The organism is Stappia sp. (assembly GCF_048268045.1).
Classification (GTDB): domain Bacteria; phylum Pseudomonadota; class Alphaproteobacteria; order Rhizobiales; family Stappiaceae; genus Stappia.
Genome location: NZ_JBLWWG010000004.1, coordinates 59,404 through 77,947, shown reverse-complemented (window position 1 = coordinate 77,947; position 18,544 = coordinate 59,404). Strand labels below are relative to the sequence as shown.

The window sequence follows — 18,544 nt, the reverse complement described above, 5'->3', positions numbered from 1 at the left end:
GCGGTCAGAGGGACGGGCCCGGCCGGCGGTTGCGCAGCTTCCTGACGAGGACGGGAATGAGCGCGGCAACGGCAAGCGCGACGAAGGACAGGACCAGTTCGCGGGTCACCAGCGCGGAGACCTCGACAGTGCAGGTTCCAGCCGCCGCGCAGCCCGGATCAGCGGCTTCTTGCGCCGCGACGACGCTGTCGAGCCCCGAGCCGATGAAGGCATAGGCATAGGTTCCAGGCAGGATGCCGACGAAGGTCGCCACCACATAGGGCCGCAGCCGCATGTCGAAGAGGGCCGGCGCGATGTTGACGAGCCAGAAGGGAAAGACCGGCGCAAGCCGCAGGAACAAGAGGTAGTTGAAGGCATCCTCGCGAAAGCCCCGCGCCATGCGGTTGACCAGCGGGCCAGCGCGCTCACGCAGCGCCGATCCGATCGAGGTGCGCGCCGCCAGGAAGATGACGGCAGCGCCGGCGGTGGCCGCCAATGCCGTCAGGGAGCCCCCCATCACCCAGCCGAAGAGAAAACCGCCCATCACGGTGAGAAGCGAGGCGCCGGGAAAGGAGAGCGCGACAGCCGCGACGTACAGCCCGACGAAGGCCAGAGCCGCGAGCGCCAGATTGTTCGCGACGAAATCTGCAAGAAAGGCGCGTTGGCGGATCAGGCTCGACAGCGAAAGATACTCGTGCCAGCCGGCGAGATAGCCGGCGAGCATCGCAGCCGCAATGATGCAAAGTGGCAGCCATCGGCGCAGGCGGGCGAACCGGCGCGGGCCGGCCTCTTGCTCCGCGGCGGCGGTGTCGTCCTCATGCCGCATCGTTCAGCTCCCAGTCGTAGTGATAGCCGGCAATCGGCGGACCGGCAGCCAGGCCGGCGGCCAGCGCCTTTCCCGCATAGCGTCTCCAATGGGCGCGAAGATGCGACTCGCTGCCGAAATCGTCCGAGAACCAGTCGTATATGCGCGAGGCATGGATGCCGTCGCGCTCTACCCGCACGCCGCGCGGGTGATTGACGAAAGCCCGCGCCCCCGTCTCCAGCATCTCCTCCAGGAGGGGGCCCGAATAGGCCCGCCGGGCAAGGTCGGGGCAGCCGAGCGAGGCGCAGTTCACCGCATAGTGCACGCGTGGCTCGGAGAAGCGCTTGCGCAGGATGCCATGCTCGATGTCGTCGAGGGACAGGTCGCGGCCCTCCACCTTGACCAGCGCCCGCCGCCAGGGGCCGCGCGAGAAAAAGCCGCCGCCGAGGTCGATCTCGCGGATCGAAGCAACCGGGTAGTGCGCGAGCACCACCTGAAGCGTGACGGCGTTGTAGAGGTTGACCCAGAAGGCGAAAGCCTCCGCACGCGACAGCGCCGAGGCCCGGGTCACAGCCAGCGTTGCGATGTAGCGCTCCAGTTCGGCGCCCCCCTCGGCGCGGAACGCGGCATAGCGCACGCGGTTGAGGCCATCCGCGCCGCGCACGACATAGCGCTGGAGCAACTCGGAGAACGGATCATGCGACGGGGCAGCCATGGCGCGGCCGGCAGCCCCGCCAAGGAGCAGTGTGCCGCAGGCAAGCGCTCCAAGAACCGTGCGCCGCGTCTGCAGACGCGGGACCACATGCGCCCCCTGCCTGCTCGGCGAAGCCGCAGCGCCATCCGCGCCGTTCCGTCCTTGCGACCCCATGCAGTTCTCCTCGAGATTCGCACCCCCATTGGCCGCCCGAGCACCGGATTCGCACGTCCCACCCTGGCAACCGATGTCCTTCGTACCGTCAATGTGGGGCACGTGGCGTGCTCTTTCGGCCGCTTTCACCGGGAAGTGAAGGCGCTTGACTGCGCCGTCACCTTCGCGTGAGAGCGCGGGCGAGGCGCGCAACATCTCGAAGAAACGAGCATTTCAGCCATCCGGAAGCACTGCCCGGCGCGGACGGACGCACCCGTGGGGTGCAGCCGGGGCCAGTCGCCCCCCAAGGTCCGAAATCGCGCAGTCCGCCGCCGCTTGTCGTTGACTTCAACGTGACCGGCCCGTATAAGCCCGGCAATCGGGTCGGCTGACTATCTCGGCGCCCACGACTACCGCGTCTTTGCGGCTCCGCGTTCATTTTAGAGAACCGGACCGGAAATGTGCGGGACTCGACCACCAGACAATTCGGAAACCAGGGCCGCGCGCCCCTTGCGCGTGGAAAAGAGACAATGAAGCGCACATATCAGCCGAGCCGCCTCGTCCGCAAGCGCCGTCACGGCTTCCGCAGCCGCATGGCTACCAAGAACGGCCGTCAGGTCCTGGCTCGCCGCCGCGCCAAGGGCCGCAAGCGGCTGAGCGCGTAACAGGAGCCGACGGGCAAGACCGCGGAGGAATCGTTCTCGTGTCCCAGACACAGCCGACCGCAGTCTCGCCGTCCTCCACACTGCCGACGCTGAAGAAGCGCGCCGAGTTTCTGGCCATCGCCAAAGGTGGTCGGATGCCTCGGCGCGCCTTCGTGTTGCAGGCCGCTCCAACGCCCGGCCCCTCTCGCATCGGCTACACGGTCACAAAGAAGACCGGCAACGCCGTGGAGCGGAACCGGATCCGCCGCAGGCTCAGGGCCGCGGTGCGCGAGGTCGCCAATGCCGCGCGACAGGACGTGTCCTACGTCCTTGTCGGACGTCGCGGCGCGTTGTCGCAGGACTATGGCGACCTTGTACGCGACGTCATGCACGGGCTTGCCCGCGCGCCGCTTTCAGCGGACACTTCGCCGCGTCCGCACCGTGGCAAACCTGCCTCCCGCAAAGGCGCGGCCCAGCCGAAAAGCCCCAAACACCGAGGATGAACGCCGACTATGGCCGACAACCGTAATACGATCCTGGCAATTGTCCTGTCCCTGGTCGTTCTGCTGGGATGGCAGTATTTCATCGCCCAGCCGGAGATCGAGCGGCAGCGCCTGAGCGCCGAGCAGCAGGCGGCGACGCAGGCGACCCAGGATGGCGCAACGGCCCCCGCTCCCGGCGTGACCACGGCCACGGGCGCAGCGAGCGTTCCCGGAGGCGCGGCATCGTCCGCAGCCGCAGGCTCGCTCACCCGCGACGCCGCCCTCGCACAGGATCCGCGCATCGCCATAGAGACGCCCAGCGTCAAGGGGTCCATCAATCTTGTCGGCGGGCGGATCGACGATCTTCGCCTGAAGGACTACCGCGAGACGGTGGACCCGACGAGCCCGACCATCATCCTGTTCTCCCCGCGCAAGGCGCCGGACGCCTATTTCGCCGAGTTCGGCTTCGCGACCGCCGATGGCGCCACCGCCGCCGTCCCCGACGCGACAACTCAGTGGCAGGCGCCCGAGGGCGCGACGCTGACCCCGGAAACGCCGGTGACGCTGAGCTGGGACAACGGCCAGGGCCTCGTGTTCGAGCGCCAGATCGCGATCGACGAGAACTACATGTTCACGATCGATCAGAAGGTGATCAACAGCACCGGCGCGGCGATCCAGCTCTACCCCTACGGCCTGATCGACCGGTTCGGCACGCCGAAGACGGCGGGCTTCTACATCCTGCACGAAGGCCTGATCGGCGTACTCGGCGACGCCGGCCTGAAGGAAGTCGATTATTCCGACCTGAAGAAGGAAGGCCCGCAGCGTCCCGATGCCGTGACCGGCGGCTGGCTCGGCATCACCGACAAGTACTGGGCCTCGACGCTGATCCCGGCTGGCGACGCCAAGTTCCAGCCCGAGTTCGCCTATTCCACGGCCACCGACAGCTACCGGGCCAGCTATCTGGGCGATCCGATCTCCGTTCCCGCCGGCGGCTCGAACAAGACGACGTCGCATCTGTTCGCCGGCGCCAAGGAAACCAAGCAGCTCAACGCCTATAGCGAGGATCTCGGCATCAAGCAGTTTGACCTGCTGATCGACTGGGGCTGGTTCTACTTCTTCACCAAGCCGATGTTCTTCGTCATCGACTGGCTGTTCCACATGGTGGGCAACTTCGGTGTCGCGATCCTGCTGGTCACGATGATGGTGAAGCTGCTGTTCTTCCCGCTGGCCAACAAATCCTACGTCTCCATGAGCAAGATGAAGCTCGTGCAGCCGCAGATGACGGAACTCCGCGAACGCTATAAGGACGACCGGCAGAAGCAGCAGCAGGCGCTGATGGAGCTGTACAAGAAGGAGAAGATCAATCCGCTGGCGGGCTGTCTGCCGGTGGTGATCCAGATCCCGGTCTTCTTCTCGCTCTACAAGGTCCTGTTCGTCACCATCGAGATGCGGCACGCGCCGTTCTTCGGCTGGATCCAGGACCTTTCGGCGCCTGATCCGACGTCGATCTTCAACCTGTTCGGCCTGATCCCCTGGGATCCGCCGCATATGCTGATGCTCGGTATCTGGCCGCTGATCATGGGTGTGACCATGTTCGTGCAGATGAAGATGAACCCGGCTCCGCCGGATCCGACGCAGCAGATGATCTTCACCTGGATGCCGGTCCTCTTCACCTTCATGCTGGCCTCGTTCCCGGCCGGACTGGTGATCTACTGGGCCTGGAACAACTCGCTGTCGATCGCCCAGCAGTATGTGATCATGCGCCGACAGGGCGTGAAGGTCGAGCTGTGGGACAATCTCAGCGGCATGTTCAACCGACGAAAGCAGGCGGACGACAAGGCCGAATGAGCCCCCTCTTCCGACCGTGACACAAAAGCCTCGCACCTGACGGTGCGGGGCTTTTTTCATGGGCGAAGCCGCCGTTCGGGGTTGCGCGCACGCCGTCGCATCCCCATCCTTCCACGCAGTCGGCATCCAGCCGGAGGACCCTGCGGATGAACACTCCAGCCTGAGGATGGCAAGAGCGGGCGACCCTGCACCGGTCGCAACGTGATCGCGGTGCCCCGCACCAGGCCCAGCCATCCCGACTTGCCCGCCGCGACCGGCAGCGCAAGGCAAACCTCATCTCAAGACCAGGACGACACCGAACGCGCGGAGACGCCAACGCGCTCGCGAGGGTGCTTTCGCGCCCCGGCGGCACCCGGCTCTCCGGCGCGGAAAATCCAGCAAGGATCCGCCAGATGCATGGACCCGACCCCGCTACCCGCCACCCGATGGGTGGCGCACCCCATACCGTCTTCCTCAAGACGGTGATCACGCGTCCGACCATCGAGGTCGGCGATTACACCTATTATCACGACCCCGAACACGCCGCCGAGTTCGAGGAGAGGAATGTCCTCTATCACTTCGACTTCATCGGCGACCGGCTGAAGATCGGCCGGTTCTGCGCGCTGGCGACCGGCGTGTGCTTCATCATGAACGGGGCAAACCACGACCTGACCGGCGTTTCCACCTATCCGTTCAACATCTTCGCCAACGGATGGGAGACGGACTTCGACATAGCCGGGCTCGAGGCAGGCATGCGCGGCGACACGGTGGTCGGCAACGACGTGTGGATCGGCCGCGATGCGACGGTGCTGCCCGGCGTCACCATCGGCGACGGCGCGATCATCGGCGCGAAGAGCGTGGTCGCCTCCGATGTCCCGCCCTATGCGGTGGTGGCTGGAAACCCGGCCCGCGTTGTGCGATACCGCTTCGACGATGCGATGATCGCGACCCTGCTCGAAACGGCCTGGTGGACCTGGCCGGCGGAGCGGATCGCACGCAACCTCAACGCCATCCGTGGCAAGGATCCGGACGCGCTCAAGACGGCGACCTGATCTCCCCCGGCCTGTTCGGGCGCGCCCATCCGCGCGCCCGGGCGTCCATGACCCGAACGCAAGAGCACGATGAGCGACGCTGAAGATCCCTTCGCCCCGACCGAGGAAACCCTCGAACAGGGCCGCCTGCTGTTCCGACGCCCCTGGACCTTCCAGACCAGCGTCGCGCAGCTCGAGCAATTGCCGGTCGAGAACAAGCTCGAGATCGCCTTCGCCGGGCGGTCGAACGTTGGCAAGTCGAGCCTGATCAACGCGCTGACCGGCGTCAACGGGCTGGCGCGGACGTCCAATACGCCGGGACGGACGCAGATGCTGAACTTCTTCGACGCGCCCGAAAGCCCCGTTACCCTGGTCGACATGCCCGGCTATGGCTATGCCCAGGCTCCCAAGGCCATGGTCGACGCCTGGACCGAGCTTGTCTTTTCCTATCTCCAGGGGCGCACACGGCTGCGGCGGGTGTTCGCGCTCATCGACAGCCGCCACGGGATCATGGATGCCGACATCAAGGCGATGGATGTTCTCGACCGCGCGGCCGTCAACTATCAGATCGTCCTGACCAAAAGCGACAAGATCAAACCCGGCGCCTTGCAGCGGGTGGTCGAGGATACGATGACGCGGATCAGCAGGCGTCCGGCGGCCTATCCGGCCATTCTCAAAACGTCTTCCGAAAAATCGATCGGCATCGCCGAGGTCCGGGCGGAGATATACAATCTTTCCCTTTGGTGAGATCTAGAGAATTTATCAATTTTCATGTTCTTGAATGGACTATGGCGTCCAGAACGGCGCGACTGAGAAGATTCCATCGGTCGACGTCGTTCGCGACTCTGTGCAAGATTAACTTATCGTAAATGTCGTTGCGTTAATTATTGAGTTTAAACCGGGTGGGATTGCAATGCGCGAGAGCGGGCGAGATCGTGTACCTTTGCCAATGGCGAGCGCGCGGATATCCGCTGGCGCGGAAGGTTCGTCCCGGCCGCCGCACGCCGACCTGGCCGCCCTCTCCGTCATCGAACTGCACTCCGACGAGGCGCTGGACCAGATCGTCCGGCTCGCCGCGCGCACGACCAACTGCGAGCGCGCACTGATCACCCTGATCCAGGGCGACACCCTGCATGTCATCGCCGCCCATGGCAGCGTTCTGAAGCGCACGGAAACGGCCATGGCCGTGTGCGGCACAGCCTACCGGCTTTCCTCCCCCCTCATCGTCGCGGACCTGAGCCAAGACAAACGGTTCAAGGATCTGGACTACGTCCGCGCCGAAGGCGGCACGCGGTTCTACGCCGGATTTCCCGTTCGTGTCGCCGATGGCGGGGCAATCGGCACATTGTGCGTCTGCGATCCGCGTCCCCGACCGGATGGGCTGACCATCGAGGAAATGGACACGCTCAGCTCCCTCACGAGCCTTTGCGTGCGCGTGCTGGAAGGACATCAGCGCGATGCGCGCCTCGGCAGCTACCTCGAGATCGCCTCGGACTGGATCTGGGAACAGGACACCCGCCACCGTTTCACCTTCCTGTCGCGCAGCGCAATCGACGCAGGCATCAAGCCGGAGCTGATCCTCGGCAAGACCCGCTGGGATGCCATGACCGGCAATGGTGAAAGTGCCGCGTTCTGGGCCGCGCACAAGGCCGACCTTGACGCGCAACGTCCGTTCCGCGACCTGCGCTTCCGGTGGTTCGACCATGGTGTCGAGCGGGTCTATGCAATCAGCGGCCGCCCGGTCTTTGGAACAAGTGGTGTCTTCATCGGCTACCGCGGCTCGGCACGGGACGTGACGGCGGAGGAGCTGGCCCGCCGCCAGATCGAGCATCTGGCGCGGCACGACCCGCTCACCGGACTGGCGAACCGGGCCACCTTCGAGGATTTCGTCAACGCCGCTTTCGCCAAATGGCAGGAAAGCGGTGCCATGGCGACCATATTCCTGATCGATATCGACCATTTCAAGCTGGTCAACGACACCCATGGGCACTCGACGGGAGACGCGCTGTTGATCGCGGTTGCCGAACGGCTTGGCTCCTGTGTCGGGCCGGATGCGACCATCACCCGGCTTGGCGGCGACGAGTTCGCCATCCTTGAGCCGCGACTGGCGCGCGACGGCGCGGTTGCGGAATATGCTGCGGCGATTTCGCAGGCCATCGCCAATCCGTTCGACACCGGCCACGGGGTGGTCGAGTGCGGGTGCAGCATCGGCATCGCAATGCTACCCGACCACGGGGCGACCTTCAGCCAGATCATGGGCAACGCCGATCTCGCCCTGTACGAATCGAAGAGCAAGGGCCGGCGGCGCTTCACTGTGTTCGAAATGGAGCTTCGCCGCGAAGCAGACCATCGCAACACGCTGACGCGTGAGATCGGCGAGGCTGTCGACCACCATCAGTTCAAGCTCGTGTTCCAGCCGGTCGTTCGCATCAGCGACGAAACCATCGTCGGAGCCGAGGCACTCCTGCGGTGGGATCATCCGGTGAGAGGCCAGCTTCCCCCCGGCGCGTTCCTCTCGACGCTCGACAGCAGCCGGCATGCGGCGGACGTCGGATACTGGGTGCTGGAAGAGGCCTGCCGCGCCGCCGGCGCCTGGCAGGCCGCCTGCGGCGATCCCTTCCGGCTCTCCGTCAACCTGTTCTCCGGCCAGTTGCGCGATCCACGCCTGGTGAACCGGGTGCGCACCATCCTCGAACGAACAGGCTTCGACGGGCGCAACCTGGAGCTGGAGATCACCGAGGACATCCTCCTCGCACCGACCAAGGACCTGATCGGCCTGCTGAGGGAGCTGAAGCAGCTTGGTCTTGCGATCGTCCTCGACGATTTCGGTACCGGCTTCGGATCGCTCACGCACCTGCTGCAGTTTTCCATCGACCGAATCAAGATCGACCGCGAGTTCGTGCGCGGGCTTGGCGACATGGTCGACTACGATACGGTCACCCGCGCCTTGGTGAAGCTTGCCAGCGAACTGGGGCTCAGGGTGACGGCCGAAGGCATCGAGACCGACGAGCAGAAGCGCTTCCTGGCAGAGGTCGGCTGCGACGACCTGCAGGGCTTCCATTTTTCGCGGCCGGTTCATGCCGACCAGATGCCCGAGCTCATCGAGGCGTCGCGACGACGCCTCTGCGACAGGCTGGATTGCGACGCGCTGCGCCACGCCGGCGCCGCCTGACCCGATCCCCCCCTTGCCCCGTCCGCGCCGCAATTGAGCCTCATGCCGAAAGCGGCTATAGAGCCCGACGGTGGCGCTTTACACGATGCAATCGTCGCGACGGCGCCCCCCTGCACCGCCCATCCGCAGCCTCCACGCGAAGGTCCTTGCCGACATGACAGATACCACCACTCTCAATCCGGCCCAGGTGATCTCCAAGGCGCTGCCCTACATGCTGCGCTACGATGACCAGGTGGTCGTCGTGAAATACGGCGGGCACGCGATGGGCGATTCGGAGCTGGGTCACGCCTTTGCCCGCGACATCACCCTGCTGCGGCTTGCCGGCGTGCTGCCGGTGGTGGTCCATGGCGGCGGCCCGCAGATCGGCTCCATGCTCGACCGGCTCGGCATCCGCAGCGAGTTCCGCGACGGCCTGCGCGTCACCGACAAGCAGACCGTGGAGGTCGTCGAGATGGTGCTCGCCGGCTCCATCAACAAGGAAGTGGTGCATCTCATCAACTCCGAGGGCGGCAAGGCCATCGGTCTGTGCGGCAAGGACGGCAACCTCGTCACGGCCGAAAAGCTCCAGCGCACGGTTCGCGATCCGGGTTCGGAAATCGAGAAGGTTCTCGATCTCGGCTACGTTGGCGAGCCGAAATCGGTGAACCCGACGGTTCTGCGCCTCGTCATGAAGGAAGAGCTCATCCCGGTCGTGGCGCCGGTGGCCTCCGGCGAGGATGGCGAGACCTACAATATCAACGCCGACACCTTCGCCGGTGCCATCGCCGGATCGCTCGATGCCAAGCGCCTCCTTTTCCTGACCGATGTTCCGGGTGTTCTCGATGCCGACGGCAAGCTGATCAAGGACCTGACCGTCACGCAAGCGCGCGCGCTGATCGCCGACGGCACGATCTCCGGCGGCATGATCCCGAAGGTGGAGACCTGCATCGACGCGATCGAACGCGGCGTCGAGGGCGTCGTCATTCTCAATGGCAAGGTGCCCCACGCGGTGCTGCTCGAGTTGTTCACCGACCAGGGCGCGGGAACGCTTATCCGCCCATGAGCGAGGGAGAGAAGAGCCCCGACGGCGCCGTGCCAGGTGCGATCGGCGAACACGAGGGTACCCACGCGCATCAGCCGGACCTGCGCGCCTTCAAGGGCGTCGAAGCCTGGGTGTTCGACCTGGACAACACGCTCTATCCGTCCAGCACAGACCTGTTCTCGCAGATCGACGTGCGGATTTCCGACTATGTCGCACGCGAACTCGGCCTTTCGCAGGAGGATGCCCGCATCAAGCAGAAGGCGTTCTACCGCGACTACGGCACGACCTTGCGCGGGCTGATGATGGAGCACGGGATCAAGCCGGACGGCTTTCTCGAATACGTGCATGACATCGACTACACGCCGGTCGATCCGAATCCCGCGCTCGGCGCGGCCATCGCACGCCTGCCGGGGCGCAAGTTCATTTTCACCAACGGCGACCGCCCGCACGCGGAACGCACTGCCGAGCGGCTTGGCATTTCGGAACATTTCGACGACATCTTCGACATTGTCGCCGCCGGGTTGATGCCGAAGCCGAACCTTGACGCCTATAAGCTCTTCATCGAGCGGACCGGCGTGTCGCCGGCGCGTGCCGCGATGTTCGAGGATCTTTCCCGAAACCTTTCCGTGCCCCATCGGCTGGGCATGCGCACCACCCTTCTGGTGCCCGACGGCACCCGCGCTGTCTTCCGGGACGAGTGGGAGCTGGAAGGCCAGAACGCACCGCATGTCGACTTTGTCACCGACAACCTTGCCGGATTCCTGAACGCGGTTCTGGGGGCACTCGACATTCCCTCGCCGATCCGTCGTGACTGAGGTGTCGGCTTTGCAAGGACTTGCGACAAGGCTCGGGCGGCCGACGAACGCGGCCTCGCGCACCGAGCGCCTGCTGCACCGGGTCTTGCCACGCATCTACCGGATGCTGGGCAAGGGCGTTCTGGCGCGCGCGTCGGTCGAGTTTCTCGCCTTCGGCGTGAAGCAGGCCTATGCCTGCATCTACGGCGCCCTGCTGCTCGCGCTCATTCTCGGAACCCGCTTCCTCTACCCGGCGGACGCGGATCTGGCGCGGTACGATTTCCTCTTCCTCGCCGCCCTCGCCATCCAGGCGTGGCTGCTGCTGGCCCGCTTCGAGACGCTCGACGAGGCCAAGGTGATCCTCATCTTTCACGTTGTCGGCACGGCGATGGAAGTGTTCAAGACCTCCGCCGGCTCATGGATCTACCCGGAAGAGAGTTTTTTTCGCATCGGCGGCGTGCCGCTCTTTTCCGGCTTCATGTATGCGGCGGTCGGCAGCTATCTGGCGCGCGTCTCGCGCATCCTCGACTTCGGATACAGCCACTACCCGCCGCTTTGGACCAGTTGGCTGCTGGCGCTGGCGATCTACGTGAACTTCTTCACCCATCACTATACGCTCGACATAAGGCTCGGACTGTTCGCGGCCCTCTTCCTGCTCTACGGACGCACCTGGGTGCACTATTCGGTGTATCGCTACCGGCACAAGATGCCCCTCGTGCTCGGCTTTTTCCTCGTCGCAACCTTCATCTGGCTCGCCGAGAACATCGGCACCTTCGCCCGCGCCTGGAGCTATCCGCACCAGGCGGAAGGCTGGAGGCTGGTCTCCCTTGCCAAGCTGAACGCGTGGGTGTTGCTGATGGTCATTTCCTTCGTGCTCGTGACGCTCGTCAACCGGCCGAAGCGGGAAGCGCGCCATAAGTAATTACCCGTAGGTATTCCCCTGTATCTGCTATCGCGATCCGCGACATGGACAGGACCGGGACCCTGGCGTATGCCACGGCATCCCCTTTCAGGCCTTCACCGACAGGATCTCCCATGCCGCACTGCGCCCTTTGCAATTCCGACAACGCCACGGACTATGAAGTCGCGCCGCGCACCGAGACCGTGCCGGTTTGCGCCACCTGCCGCGCCGGGCTCGAGGAAGGACCGCAGGACGGCCCGCACTGGCAGTGCCTGAACGAGGCAATCTGGAGCACCGAACCGGCGGTGCAGGTGCTTGCGTGGCGCTTGCTCAACGCTCTTCCCGAGGCGCCATGGGCGCGCGATGTCCTCGACATCGCCTATCTCGAGCCCGACACGCAGAGCTGGGCGGAAGCCGGGTCTGATGACGCCCCGGCGCTCGTTCATCTCGACTGCAACGGCACCGTGCTCTCTTCCGGCGACACGGTGACGCTGATCAAGGATCTGCAGGTGAAGGGCGCGGGCTTCACCGCCAAGCGCGGCACGGCTGTCCGCAAGATCTCGCTGGTGGCCGACAACGCCGCCCACATCGAGGGACGCGTCGAGGGTCAGCGGATCGTCATCCTCTGCGAGTTCGTGAAGAAGGCCTGAGGGCGGGCCGCCTCAGCTTCCCAGAAGCAGCAGAACGATGCCGGTGGCGATCAGCGCGGTGCCGATTGCCTCGGCCGGATGCAGCTTCTCGCGAAAGATCCTCCAGGACACGATGAAGGTGAAGATCAGCTCGATCTGACCGAGAGCGCGCACATAGGCGACGCGCTCCAGCGTCATCGCCGTGAACCAGCCGGCGGAACCGGCAACGCCGATCAGGCCAACCCAAACGGCCCCGCGCCAGTTCTCGATGCTGGCGCGGAGCTGGCCACGCTCGCGCAGCAGCATCCAGACAACCATCGCAGCGGTCTGGAACACGGTGACGAAAGCCAGCGTGAAGGACGCCTGCATGAGAAAGCCCGGCCCGCCGAGCGACAGGGAGGCCGCGCGGTAGCAGACCGCCGACAGGCCGAACATGGCCGCAGAAGCCAGCCCGATCTGCGCCGGTCTTCCAGCAAGGGCGGTAACCAGCGAGCCGAGGCTCACCGGCTTGCCGGCCAGCGAAACGAAGATCACCCCGACGACGCCAACGGCGATGGCAAGGCCGGCAACCGGCGTCACCGTCTCCCCCAGAAGAACCAGACCGAAGATCGCTGCCTGCACCGGCTCGGTCTTGGAGTAGGCCGTTCCGGCGACGAAGTTGCGCAGAGAGAACAGGTAGACAAGCAGGAAGGTCGCCAGGATCTGGGCGATGCCGCCCGCCATGCCGAAGATTGCGAAGGAGACGTTGGGTTCCGGCAACGGGATGCCGCCCACGACATGCAGCCCCGCCAGATAGATCAGCGCGAAAGGAACGCCATAGCCGAAGCGCACGAAGGTCGCGCCGGTTGTTCCGAGCTTTCCGGCGAAATGACGCTGCAGGGCGGAGCGTGCATTCTGGCAGAATGCCGCGAAGATGGTGATGGGAATCCACATGTCCATGCCATTTCCCATACAGGATCGGCGTGGTGAGCGGAATCGCTTTCCGTGCAAGGGTGCTTCGCGCCAACACCCGAAACCGGCGGGCTCGCCCTCAGGCTGTCCCGGCCCGTCTTGACTTCACCGCAAGCTGCGGCTTAGGTCCGCCGCGAAGTCTCGAAGACCCATCCCTTCCCGTATCCTGGAGTTTCGCCGCGATGAACCACTCCCACACCGACCTTGCGCAGCTTGCCGCAGTGATCGACGCCGCGTACGAGGACGCGGCCGCAATCGGCACGCACACGACCGGCGAGGTCCGCGAGGCGGTCAACGCCGCGCTCGACCTGCTCGACAAGGGCCTTGCACGGGTCGCCGAGAAGCGGGACGGCGCGTGGGTTGTGAACATGTGGCTGAAGAAGGCGGTGCTGCTGTCCTTCAGGCTCAACCCGATGGAAATCATCAAGGGCGGCCCCGGCGACGCGGTCTGGTGGGACAAGGTTCCCTCCAAGTTCGACGGCTGGCGCGGCGTCGACTTCGAGGGCGCGGGCTTTCGCGCAGTCCCGGGTACCATCGTGCGCCGCTCCGCCCATATCGGCAAGGGCGTCGTCCTGATGCCGTCCTTCGTCAACCTCGGTGCCTTCGTCGACGAGGGCACGATGGTCGACACCTGGGCGACCGTCGGCTCCTGCGCGCAGATCGGCAAGAACGTGCATCTGTCGGGTGGCGTCGGCATCGGCGGCGTACTCGAGCCGCTGCAGGCCGGGCCGGTCATCATCGAGGACAACTGCTTCATCGGCGCCCGCTCGGAAGTGGTGGAGGGCTGCGTCGTGCGCGAGGGCGCCGTTCTGGGAATGGGCGTCTACCTCGGCCAGTCGACCAAGATCGTCGACCGAGCCACCGGCGAGGTCTTCTACGGCGAAGTGCCGCCCTATTCTGTGGTCGTGGCCGGCACCATGCCGGGCAAGCCGCTGCCGAACGGCGAGCCGGGCCCGAACCTCTATTGCGCCGTAATCGTCAAGCGCGTCGACGAAAAGACCCGTTCCAAGACCTCGATCAACGAGCTGCTGCGCGCCTGAGCCGGGTCGCGAGCACGGAAACGCAAAGGGGGCGCATCGCGCCCCCTTTTTATGTCCGGCTAACGGGTGCCCCTGCGAGGGATGCCTCAGCCCGTCACGGCTTCGTGTGGCGGATCGCGACCAGCGACTTCGGCAGCCCCAGGAAGCGCTCCGTCTCCACGGTCGAATCGGGGAAAAGGTGACGCATCTGGCGACGGTCGAGCATGCTTGCATCCTCCGCCGAGGTCATCGCCTCATCGAGCGTCGCGGCCTTGGGGTAGAAGCCGGTGCGCATCATCATGTGAATGCGATAGGCCACGGGTCGCGGCAGCCAGTGCAGCATCAGAAAGCGGGCATGCGGCTCGATCGGAAACCAGAAGTTCGGCGTCTGGATCAGATGGCTCGGCGCCAGACGGCGCGCCTCGCGGGCGAAGGCCGACTTGTTTGGCCAAAGGCCAACATGCTCGATCACCGAGTTGGAGAAGATCACGTCGAAGGAGTTGTCCGCGTATTGCGGCATGTCGCAGGCATTTCCCTCTAGCGTCTGGACCGGCAATCCGTCGTCGGGGCCGGATCCCTCGTCGAAGCTGAGGTTGACGCAGGTGACGGAGATGTTGGCGAAATCGATCTGATCGCGCCAGACCTGCCAGAAAACACGCGTGCCACCCATGTCGAGCACACGGCAATGCCCCTTGGCGGCAACATGATCGGCGATCATCTCGTTCAGCCGCGCGACCCGGCGCTTGCGAAAGACGTTGTTCGACGACACGGGCGAAAGGCTGAACACGGCGGCGGCTCCTGCAGAAATCCCTCCCCGCCCTCGACCGGAAGCGGTTTCGGGCACAGGGCACTCGCCCCTGCTCTAGCATCACACCGATAACCGCCGATTAACGCCCTCCCAATTTCGCGCGAAACCTGCCTCAGGCAGCAACAACGCGGTGCAACTCCTTGATTGTCGACGCGCAGCGGCCTAAGTCGGGGGGCAGGTTCCCTCCCGCACAAGGTTCCGATGTCCGCGCCCCGCCCACACCCCGGCCCCCTGGGATTTCTCTGGCTGTTCTTCAATCCCATCGGCCGCGTCTCCCGTGAGCCCTACTGGCTGGCGCTCGGTTTCCTGTGGTGCGTTTTCGCCATTCCCATGACGATCTGGCTGTCGGGCGCCGACATCTCCTCGCCGGAGGCGATGGAACTGGCTCTGGCGAACATCATCCGCAACCATCCGTCCATGCCGATCATGCTCTTCGCCTTCCAGTGGGTGGAACTGGCGCTCGTGATCAAGCGGCTTCAGGACAAGGGCCTCACGGGGCTGCTCGCCATTCTCGTCTTCGTGCCGCTGCTCAATGTCCTGCTGCTCTTCGCGCTCGGTTTCCTGCCGGGCGACCGGGGCCCCAATGCCTATGGCCCCGGCCCCAACAGCCGCTGGCAACGGCCAAAGTAACCTCCAGAAACAGACCCTCGCCATGACCGACAAGCTCTCCTCCGCCGCGGAAATCGCCCGCGATCTCCTGCGCTGCCCTTCCGTGACACCCGATGAGGGCGGCGCGCTCGCCTATCTCGAGGACCGCCTCGGCGCGGCCGGCTTCACGGTCGACCGGGTCACGTTCAGCGACGAGGATACGCCGGACGTGGAGAACCTTTTCGCGACCGTCGGTACCGGGGGAGCGCATTTCGTCTTCGCCGGCCATACGGATGTCGTCCCGGCCGGTGACGCTGCCGCCTGGCAGCACGACCCGTTCGCCGGAACGATCGAGAACGGCACACTCTACGGACGCGGCGCGGTCGACATGAAGGGCGGCATCGCCGCCTTTGCCGGTGCTGCGCTCGGCTTTCTCGCCGACCGAGGCCCCGGCTTCGGAGGCCGGATCTCCTTCCTGATCACTGGCGACGAGGAAGGACCGGCGGTCAACGGCACGGTCAAGCTCCTGGACTGGGCCCAAGCGGCCGGCCACCGCTTCGATGCCTGCATCGTCGGAGAGCCGACCAACCCGGACAGGCTCGGCGATGCCATCAAGGTTGGCCGGCGCGGCTCGCTGTCGGGCGTCGTCACGGTCACCGGCGTACAGGGGCACGTCGCCTATCCGCATCTGGCCAAGAACCCGATCGCCGATCTGCTGAAGCTCTCTACCGCGCTGGACCGGCTGGTCCTCGACACGGGCAACGAGCGCTTCCAGCCGTCCAATCTCGAGATCACCACCATCGACGTGGGCAATACGGCGACCAATGTGATCCCGCGCCAGGCGCAGGCGAAATTCAATGTCCGCTTCAACGATCACTGGACGGTCGACAGCCTCAAGGCCCACCTCGAGGCAGAGCTTGCCGGCCTCAACGACCTTTCCTGCGACTGGACGCTGGAGTTCGCGCGCGATTCCAGCGACAGCTTCCTCACGCACGACAGCGGGCTGATCGACGCCCTTTCCGATGCGGTCGAGGCGGAGACCGGACTGCGGCCGGAACTCTCTACCGGCGGGGGCACCTCCGATGCCCGCTTCATCAAGAACTACTGTCCGGTGGTGGAGTTCGGCCTTGTCGGACAGACGATGCACAAGGTCGACGAGCATGTGCCGGTGTCGGACCTCGACCGGCTGGCCGCGATCTACAGGCGCTTCCTCGACAGCTATTTCGCCTCCCGCTGAGGCTTTTCCCCGGCGGCGCTCATCTTCAGGGAATTGCGTAGCTTTTCTAAGGTGACGCCGCGCGCGCTTCTTGCTTCACTGATGTGAACAGACGTGCCAGGGAGGAGCCATATGAGCACGACGACACCACCGGAAGCGGTTGGGGAGCCGCTTGCCGACAGTCCGCGCCGGATCGATCCGACGCGGGTCAACCCGATCACCATCAACGTCATCGTCGACGCGCTCGGCGCGGGGATGCGCGACTTCCGCAGCGCGCCGTTCTACGGCCTGTTCTTCGGAGCGGTTTTCGCCCTCGGCGGCAACCTGGTTCTGCTGACCGCCTCGGCGTTTCACATGAGCTACCTGAGCTATCCCCTCGCCGCCGGCTTCAGCCTGATCGGACCGTTCATCGCCGTCGGGCTCTACGAGGTGAGCCGCCGGATCGAGGCGGGAACCCCGCTTTCATGGCCGGGCGTGCTCGGCGTGATCTGGGAGCAGCGCAGCCGCGAACTCGGATGGATGGCCTTCGTCGTGCTCTTCATCCAGATCATGTGGATGTATCAGGTCCGCCTGCTGCTTGCCCTGTTCCTGGGCTTCCAGTCCTTCGCGAGCTTCGGCGAGTTTGTCGAGGTGGTGCTGACGACGCCCGAGGGCCTCCTCTTCCTGATCATCGGCCATGTGGTCGGGGCGGTGTTGTCGGTGGTGCTTTTCTCGCTCACCGTCGTCTCCTTCCCGATGCTGCTCGACCGGGACATCGACTTCATCACCGCAATGATCACCAGCGTGCGCGCGGTGGTGACAAGCCCCGTGCCAATGATCGGCTGGGCGCTCGTCGTGACCGTGACGCTGATCGTGTCAATGCTGCCGTTCTTCGCCGGACTGCTGATCGCGCTGCCGATCCTCGGCCACACGACGTGGCACCTCTACCGCGCGCTGGTGCCGCCGGCCGACCCCGTTGCAGACACAGAAGCCGATGCGGGGACGGAGCCGGCGTGAGCGACATGGATCACCGGCTCGCGTCTTGCGCCTCTTCTTCCTGTCCGGCCTCGGCCAGATAGGCGGCCCGCGAAGCGATGTCCTCCCCGGCCGGACGGTAGTCGACGCGGGTCAGATAAAGCCCGTCGGGCGGGGAGACCGGACCGCAAGCCTCGCGGTCGCGCGCGGCGAGCGCCCTGGCCACATCGTCCGCTCCCCAGCGCCCTTCGCCGACGAGGCGAAGGGTGCCGACCATCGAGCGCACCTGGTTGTGCAGGAAGGAGCGCGACGCGCACTCGGCGATCACCGTCTCGCCCGAACGACGCACGCAGAAGGTCTCCAGTGTCTTCCACGGGCTTTTCGCCTGACACCGAGAATGGCGAAAGGTGGTGAAGTCGTGGTGCCCGACGAAGACCTGCGCGGCCGCGTGCATCGCCTCCGCGTCGAGCGGCTTCTTGACGTGCCAGGCAAGGCCGAGGTCATGGGTGAGCGGCGCAACGCGGTTGACGATCCGAAACCGATAGTGCCGGCGGATCGCGGAAAACCGCGCATCGAACCCCTCATGCATCTTCTCGCAGGCGAGAACCGCGACCGGGTCGGGCAGACAATGGAAATTGAGGGCACCGAGAACGGTTGCCTCAGGCCAGTCCTTCTCGAGATCGAGATGGGCGACCTGTCCCGTCGCATGGACGCCCGCGTCGGTTCGTCCCGCGCCGCCAATGGTGACCGTCTCGCCGGAAAAGGCCTTCACGGCCCGCTCGATCACGGCCTGCACGGACGGGCCGTTCGCCTGTCTCTGCCAACCAACGAACGGGCGGCCATCGTAGTCGAGCGTCAGCTTGTAGCGCGGCATGT

Annotated in this window: 19 protein-coding genes; 14 read left to right on the top strand and 5 right to left on the bottom strand. The window is 65.2% G+C overall.

Going from position 1 to position 18,544, the window contains the following annotated elements:
* Positions 1-4 precede the first annotated feature (4 nt).
* Both ACN0WF_RS07770 and ACN0WF_RS07765 read right to left on the bottom strand, forming a co-directional pair.
* Positions 5-805 (bottom strand): TVP38/TMEM64 family protein, encoded by an 801-nt coding sequence (locus tag ACN0WF_RS07770; protein ID WP_417772238.1) that lies wholly within the window; start codon positions 803-805, stop codon positions 5-7.
* Entirely contained in the window at positions 795-1,652 is an 858-nt protein-coding gene (locus tag ACN0WF_RS07765) for a DUF547 domain-containing protein (protein ID WP_417772237.1), read from the bottom strand. Before ACN0WF_RS07765 ends, ACN0WF_RS07770 begins: the two co-directional genes overlap by 11 nt.
* Positions 1,653-2,161: 509 nt before the next feature.
* Here ACN0WF_RS07765 and rpmH point away from each other — a divergent pair.
* The 10 genes from rpmH (at position 2,162) to ACN0WF_RS07715 (ending at position 12,153) form a co-directional block, all read left to right on the top strand.
* On the top strand, positions 2,162-2,296 hold the full coding sequence (gene rpmH, locus ACN0WF_RS07760) for a 50S ribosomal protein L34 (RefSeq protein ID WP_067220180.1): 135 nt from the start codon (positions 2,162-2,164) through the stop codon (positions 2,294-2,296).
* 38 nt (positions 2,297-2,334) lie between these two features.
* Complete coding sequence (rnpA, locus tag ACN0WF_RS07755; protein WP_417772236.1) at positions 2,335-2,778, top strand: ribonuclease P protein component; 444 nt, start codon at positions 2,335-2,337, stop codon at positions 2,776-2,778.
* A 9-nt stretch (positions 2,779-2,787) separates the two neighbouring features.
* The gene (gene yidC, locus ACN0WF_RS07750; protein WP_417772235.1) at positions 2,788-4,605 is read left to right on the top strand and encodes a membrane protein insertase YidC; all 1,818 of its coding nucleotides are present in this window, start codon (positions 2,788-2,790) and stop codon (positions 4,603-4,605) included.
* Between the two features lie 392 nt (positions 4,606-4,997).
* Positions 4,998-5,636, top strand: coding sequence for a CatB-related O-acetyltransferase (locus ACN0WF_RS07745; RefSeq protein WP_417772234.1), 639 nt, complete (start codon positions 4,998-5,000; stop codon positions 5,634-5,636).
* A gap of 69 nt (positions 5,637-5,705) precedes the next feature.
* Positions 5,706-6,362 (top strand): ribosome biogenesis GTP-binding protein YihA/YsxC, encoded by a 657-nt coding sequence (gene yihA, locus ACN0WF_RS07740; RefSeq protein WP_417772233.1) that lies wholly within the window; start codon positions 5,706-5,708, stop codon positions 6,360-6,362.
* A gap of 202 nt (positions 6,363-6,564) precedes the next feature.
* Complete coding sequence (locus tag ACN0WF_RS07735) at positions 6,565-8,787, top strand: putative bifunctional diguanylate cyclase/phosphodiesterase (protein ID WP_417772551.1); 2,223 nt, start codon at positions 6,565-6,567, stop codon at positions 8,785-8,787.
* A gap of 154 nt (positions 8,788-8,941) precedes the next feature.
* Positions 8,942-9,829 (top strand): acetylglutamate kinase, encoded by an 888-nt coding sequence (gene argB, locus ACN0WF_RS07730; protein WP_417772232.1) that lies wholly within the window; start codon positions 8,942-8,944, stop codon positions 9,827-9,829.
* Positions 9,826-10,623 carry a pyrimidine 5'-nucleotidase gene (locus ACN0WF_RS07725; protein ID WP_417772231.1) on the top strand — a complete coding sequence of 266 codons (798 nt, stop codon included), beginning with the start codon at positions 9,826-9,828 and terminating at the stop codon, positions 10,621-10,623. The genes argB and ACN0WF_RS07725 overlap by 4 nt, the downstream gene beginning before the upstream one ends.
* 10 nt (positions 10,624-10,633) lie before the next feature.
* Positions 10,634-11,524, top strand: a complete 891-nt coding sequence (locus ACN0WF_RS07720) for a DUF817 domain-containing protein (RefSeq protein ID WP_417772230.1) — start codon at positions 10,634-10,636, stop codon at positions 11,522-11,524.
* Between the two features lie 113 nt (positions 11,525-11,637).
* Positions 11,638-12,153, top strand: a complete 516-nt coding sequence (locus ACN0WF_RS07715) for an alkylphosphonate utilization protein (RefSeq protein ID WP_417772229.1) — start codon at positions 11,638-11,640, stop codon at positions 12,151-12,153.
* A gap of 12 nt (positions 12,154-12,165) precedes the next feature.
* On the opposite strand, the gene ACN0WF_RS07710 is transcribed toward ACN0WF_RS07715, so the two are convergent.
* A complete protein-coding gene (locus ACN0WF_RS07710; RefSeq protein WP_417772228.1) occupies positions 12,166-13,071 on the bottom strand; it encodes an EamA family transporter in 906 nt (301 codons plus the stop codon).
* Positions 13,072-13,265: 194 nt separating this feature from the next.
* Here ACN0WF_RS07710 and dapD point away from each other — a divergent pair, with 194 nt between their 5' ends.
* Positions 13,266-14,123 (top strand): 2,3,4,5-tetrahydropyridine-2,6-dicarboxylate N-succinyltransferase, encoded by an 858-nt coding sequence (gene dapD, locus ACN0WF_RS07705; RefSeq protein WP_417772227.1) that lies wholly within the window; start codon positions 13,266-13,268, stop codon positions 14,121-14,123.
* 94 nt (positions 14,124-14,217) lie between these two features.
* On the opposite strand, the gene ACN0WF_RS07700 is transcribed toward dapD, so the two are convergent.
* Complete coding sequence (locus tag ACN0WF_RS07700) at positions 14,218-14,889, bottom strand: class I SAM-dependent methyltransferase (protein WP_417772226.1); 672 nt, start codon at positions 14,887-14,889, stop codon at positions 14,218-14,220.
* Between the two features lie 222 nt (positions 14,890-15,111).
* On the opposite strand from ACN0WF_RS07700, the gene ACN0WF_RS07695 reads away from it, so the two are divergent.
* The 3 genes from ACN0WF_RS07695 (at position 15,112) to ACN0WF_RS07685 (ending at position 17,710) form a co-directional block, all read left to right on the top strand.
* Complete coding sequence (locus ACN0WF_RS07695) at positions 15,112-15,540, top strand: DUF805 domain-containing protein (RefSeq protein WP_417772225.1); 429 nt, start codon at positions 15,112-15,114, stop codon at positions 15,538-15,540.
* Positions 15,541-15,562: 22 nt separating this feature from the next.
* Entirely contained in the window at positions 15,563-16,735 is a 1,173-nt protein-coding gene (gene dapE, locus ACN0WF_RS07690; protein ID WP_417772224.1) for a succinyl-diaminopimelate desuccinylase, read from the top strand.
* A gap of 111 nt (positions 16,736-16,846) precedes the next feature.
* A complete protein-coding gene (locus tag ACN0WF_RS07685; protein WP_417772223.1) occupies positions 16,847-17,710 on the top strand; it encodes a DUF2189 domain-containing protein in 864 nt (287 codons plus the stop codon).
* A gap of 10 nt (positions 17,711-17,720) precedes the next feature.
* Here ACN0WF_RS07685 and truA read toward each other — a convergent pair whose 3' ends face one another.
* On the bottom strand, positions 17,721-18,542 hold the full coding sequence (gene truA, locus ACN0WF_RS07680) for a tRNA pseudouridine(38-40) synthase TruA (protein ID WP_417772222.1): 822 nt from the start codon (positions 18,540-18,542) through the stop codon (positions 17,721-17,723).
* Between the last annotated feature and the right edge of the window lie 2 nt (positions 18,543-18,544).